The sequence below is a fragment of the Calothrix sp. CBUCES-K 9914 genome, from assembly GCF_059640475.1.
On the sequence record NZ_JBXXZH010000426.1, the window covers coordinates 1 to 4,883 of the forward strand.

Here is a 4,883-nt window from a genome sequence, read left to right on the forward strand (position 1 = left end):
TTCTTTAGAAGAATCATAAAAAATCGCCACTTTTTTAACTTTTAGGTTCTGCTCCACATATTGCGCTAATTTTTTCTGAGCAGTTTCTGAATCTGTGTCAGTGCGAAATACATAGCGTTTAAGATTATCTGGGTTGACTGCATAATCTTTTGTATTTAAATCAGAAGAGACACTTGTCGGGGTAATAAATACCAGTTTTCCTTTGGCATATATTGGTGCCACACTTCTACTGACAGGGGCTAAACGATGGCCCATTACGCCAATAATGTTTTTATCTTCTAGTAATTTATTAGCGATTGTTTGAGCAATGTCTTTATTATCGCTATCATCTACAAGCAGTAATTTAATCTGCTTACCATTAATTCTTTTACCAGGTTGATTAATTTGTTCTTGTGCCTGTGCAAAACCACGTAACATTTCTAATGCATTTGCTGGATGTCTATTTTCACTACTTCTATTATAGTTAGTTTGAGGAACCATTGGAACTGGAACTGCGATTGTATAAGCTTCCTCGTTCCCAATTTTCGCGTTATTCAAATATATTCTCGTTTCCGGTGCATTTTTCTGTATTCTTAACGCTTCTTCAAAAGATTGTACTGCTTGAGGATAATTTTTTGTAGCCATTGCCTTGGCGCCGTTCTTCTTAGCATTTTGAAATTGGGAGTTATCCCCAGTAACTTCTAGTTCGGTTAGTATTTTTTCGCCATAACTCATACGTGCATCCAGGTTAGAAGCTTCTTTTGATACCTCTGAAGAATTTGTACCATTTTCTGTACTTGTTTGTGTTAAATTTTTTAAAGACCAAACTCCAATTGCTAATAAGCCAGATGCAATAGCAACAGCGAGATTCAGGCGGAGAAAGTTTTTTTTGTGTAACATAGATGTATCCTAAGAAAAAATAGATTAGAAGAAAAAAGATTAAAAGATTATCGATTTACGCGATTTATTTCCAAGAGTTGATATATAAGTTGATATAACCCCACTAAAAGAACACCAAAAAGACCTGTCAATAATGCAAAAAATACAACTAGGAAATGGTCTTTTTTTAAGTTAAAGCCGAAAATTAGAGAGGGTTTTAAGATTGGCAATGATAGCAACACGAGTGCTAAGGTGGTGCCAACAATAATAAATAAATGTTTCCTAGCAATAATTCGATGATATTGAGCATAAGTTAAACCGCATAAAATAATTATCGCTAATCCAATTCCAATTACACCCAGCAAGTTATTTAAAAAAATTGCTAATAGTCCAATCTCAAAACCCGTTAAAAACGGTGAAACTAACCATTCTAAATCGGAAAAATCTTGGTCATGAGTTGGTATTTTTTGTTTTGAAGCATCAAGGACTTCTTTCGCTGACTGAAACCTGTCTATCGGTTTTTCCTTCAGCATCCGTTCTAAAATACTGGCAAGTTTATTGCTAATATCTACTTGTTGGCGCCAGTTCCAAGTATTAGTATAAATATCAATAAAATTTGTTGGGTGCTTACCAGTCAAAAAGAATAAACAACTAGCTGCAAGAGCGTACAAATCAGATGAAGGAAAAATCGCACGTCCATCCGTTTGTTCAGGTGGTGCAAACCCAGGTGTATAAACATTAGTTATAGAAACTGATGGTACATCAACTGTAGGGTTATTACCTGGTTGTCTGGTTCCAGTCACAACTACCTGCTTAACTGCTCCAAAATCTATAAGATATAACTGACCATCGCACGAGCGCATAATATTAGACGGTTTGATATCACGATGGATAGAATGATTACTGTGAACAAAATCTAATATTTGTAGGACAGCGACCAGCACCTCAAAAACTTCTGCCTCAGAAAATTTGCCTTTACGATGCAACTCTTGTTCTAAGTTTTCACCATCAATATATTGCTGCGCGAGGTAGAACAACTCAGTAGGTTGTTCCACTTGTAGTTGAGTAGTATTTGGATGCATCTCAAAAAATGCAAACAACTCCGGAATTTGCGGATGGGTGCCTAACGTTTCTAAAACGGATGCTTCACGGTGAAATAACTGTGTTACCTTTTTGATCTGTTCGGGTTTAAAGTGCAGTGATGGCTGCAACTGCTTAACTACACACTCGCGCATCGCTGGAGTTCGACGGTCACAACTTAAAAAAGCGGCGCCAAACCCCCCTTGTCCTAACTTTCTGATTGGTATATAGCGACCATCAAGAAACAGTGGCATTCCGCAAGTCATACAGTACTTTTGCGAAACACTTTTTAGAACAGAAGTATCGTCCAAGTCAGGAAAAGAGTTTATAGGTTTTGGGCAACCGGGACGAGTGCAACAAATATCCAAACTATCCTCCTGATATTTCGGTGTGTAACTATATACTGCTCCTACTAAATATCTATTCGTAAAGATACTTCAGAACAATATTAACTATGTTAGAAATCACCATAACTATTCATATTTTTACTTTTCTTTACTTATATTTACCATTCTCAACAATCATTCACAAAACTTCACAATACCCCACGCACGTAGCATAGGCGTCCCGCCTGTGCAAAAAACCCCCAAGCTCAAAAGCTCAGAGGCATTGCGGCAATGAATTTTAAACCAAGGTGTAACTAACCTTTTTTGATATCTTGAGCCATCTTCAGGTAGTAATCCATTTGTCTATTATTAGAGCGGCGCTTATTTGCAGGTGGTTCAAAGTTTACTTTTTGTTCGGTAGTTAGCATTGGTTTTGGTTCCGAACGCTTAACACCTTGTGAATCATCCTTTTCCAAGTAATATTGAGATTCAGATTCGCTAAATCCGAAAACGTTTCCTAAGAAATTCGAGATACCTTTAAACAAATTACCGACACTTTTCAATACAACCGATAGCAAAGCGGTAATACGAATCAACGTATTTTGCAACACTTGTATAAATCCAGACATAACAACCCCTTAATAACCACTTGTTTAGTATTGTTCTCAATATAATATTGATTGTTAATATTGTTTTACAGTCTCTACCAAAAGTTGTGTATTGAGGTAGTAATTTTGGGCAGGCAAGATGCCTACCCTACGTGCCCGAATATATAGCTATTGCATGTGGTATCGGACGATTTGTTGAAATTAAAGGTTTACCATCGATAACTATACTAGTACTGCCACCACCATCAAGCATTGCAGTAGTACTGGCGCCAAAATTTCTAAGTGTAGTTGCGGCATCGCTTTGACGCGCGTAGTTACTCGAATAAAAGATAACTGTATTTTTCTGTACACCAACGAATGTACGCGGTAGGTAACGTGAAGCTGACTTATCTGCTAGAGCATCTAAGGCGCCTACAACATTAGAATTACTTGAATTAAATATATCTTTTGAATACGGTATGATGGCGCCACTTTTATTGTTCCAGAAGAAGGCGCGAATTTGACCAGGGTATTCTTTCCCAATAGCATAGCCGTATGTAATTATACGTCCATTAACTTTTAAACCGAATGCTATTCCTGTAACGTTATCGTTTGTTGAAAAAAAGGCGCCGTTAATAACAACTCTTGCGTTTAAAGTAGAAGTATTTTGACTAACAGCATCTTGCCAAAACTCGGTAATTACTTTTTTACTAATTTTGCCGTTAGGAGTATTTACTACTTCGCCAGTTAAGTTGTTTATTGTTGCATTTAATATATCTACAACTGTTATATAGTCTCTTTTACCATTTGGATAGTATTTTTTGTACACTTGTACGCCATTATCTTTTATTAAAGGCTGGAATCCTTCTGGAGTTGATTGTGCATGGGTTGTACTTGTAATAAGAATTGCGACAGTAGTAGTGATTGTGATGAGATAAAGTTGTTTGACTAAGTAATTTGATATAAGTATTTGACTAAGTTTAGAAGTGTATATTATGACGATATTTACAAATTTATTCATATTTCTTTACAACTGGTATTAAGTAAGCACTGAAGTGCTTAGTACGACTAAATTAAATTATTTAGAAAATCGATTGATTTTATCAAATAAGGGTTGTCGCCCCTGATAATAACCAAGTCTATGAAACGAGACAAGCGGCGCCATCGAATGTAAAGCAATGATAAGTTGAAAAATGAGAAAATTTTGGGATAACACAGTAGTAAAGATAAACAAATACTTATATATATACTTTGCGTCAAATTAAAAGTGTTCAATTTTCATGAGAGAAATATGTAGTTTTGTATAATAAATTGCGAAATGTTGAGTTTTTTATAGTTTTGAGTGAGAATCAGTTTTTTAGATGGTAATTAAGGAAACCTATCTATAGACGGATGTGGGCGAGAAATAAAGCTAGTAAAAAATGCCTATTTAGGCTTGATTGTGTTTGATTTGTCGGAGAATGCGCGTTTACTTAGTAACCTTCTTCGCTATTCTTGTGGTTTTTTGCCTGCAACCCAACAGATAAGACTTTTGGCTATACTTCAGGATTGTGTCTAATTATGATTAATACTTTGAGCCAGGATTTGTTCCAAAATCGCTCCTTTGTTGATGCTGCTGCTTGGAATGTTATTGAGACAGTATTTGATAGTAACAAATTACATCATCACGAGACAGTATTTACACTAGGTAATGGATATTTAGGAACGCGCGGAACGTTTGAGGAAGGTTATCCGGGTAATTGTGCGGCAACGTTCATCAATGGAGTTTATGATGATGTTGCGATAGGTAAGACCGAACTTGTTAATGTTCCAAGTTGGTTACCTTTGGTTATTAAGGTAGGGGGAGAAACTTTCCGTTTAGATGCGGGAACGGTTATCGAGTACGAAAGAAGACTTGATATGCGGTTGGGTTTGGTTAGCCGGGATATTCGCTGGCGGGCGCCTTGTGGTCATACAATAGATTTGCACTTTGAAAGATTTGCTTCTCTAGCAGACCAGCATGTTATGGCTGTTCGCGTTTCGGTTACGTCGG

4 protein-coding genes and 1 pseudogene are annotated in these 4,883 nt (G+C 36.6%); 1 reads left to right on the forward strand and 4 read right to left on the reverse strand.

Going from position 1 to position 4,883, the window contains the following annotated elements:
• The 4 genes from AC2JBO_RS43045 to AC2JBO_RS43060 form a co-directional block, all read right to left on the reverse strand.
• Positions 1 to 879, reverse strand: an 879-nt coding sequence (locus AC2JBO_RS43045) for an ABC transporter substrate-binding protein (RefSeq protein WP_496959749.1), incomplete at its 3' end; no start/stop codon positions are given.
• A gap of 47 nt (positions 880 to 926) precedes the next feature.
• Positions 927 to 2,306, reverse strand: coding sequence for a protein kinase domain-containing protein (locus AC2JBO_RS43050; RefSeq protein ID WP_496959750.1), 1,380 nt, complete (start codon positions 2,304 to 2,306; stop codon positions 927 to 929).
• 272 nt (positions 2,307 to 2,578) lie between these two features.
• Positions 2,579 to 2,893 carry a threonine dehydratase gene (locus AC2JBO_RS43055; RefSeq protein ID WP_496959751.1) on the reverse strand — a complete coding sequence of 105 codons (315 nt, stop codon included), beginning with the start codon at positions 2,891 to 2,893 and terminating at the stop codon, positions 2,579 to 2,581.
• Positions 2,894 to 3,020: 127 nt separating this feature from the next.
• Complete coding sequence (locus tag AC2JBO_RS43060) at positions 3,021 to 3,872, reverse strand: phosphodiester glycosidase family protein (RefSeq protein ID WP_496959752.1); 852 nt, start codon at positions 3,870 to 3,872, stop codon at positions 3,021 to 3,023.
• A gap of 539 nt (positions 3,873 to 4,411) precedes the next feature.
• On the opposite strand from AC2JBO_RS43060, the pseudogene AC2JBO_RS43065 reads away from it, so the two are divergent.
• Positions 4,412 to 4,883, forward strand: a pseudogene (locus AC2JBO_RS43065) (glycoside hydrolase family 65 protein); the annotation flags it as partial.

Coding starts and splice junctions, on each gene's coding strand:
- AC2JBO_RS43055 (WP_496959751.1), bottom strand. CDS start 2,893: ATGTCTGGATTTATACAAGTGTTGCAAAATACGTTGATTCGTATTACC.
- AC2JBO_RS43060 (WP_496959752.1), bottom strand. CDS start 3,872: ATGAATAAATTTGTAAATATCGTCATAATATACACTTCTAAACTTAGT.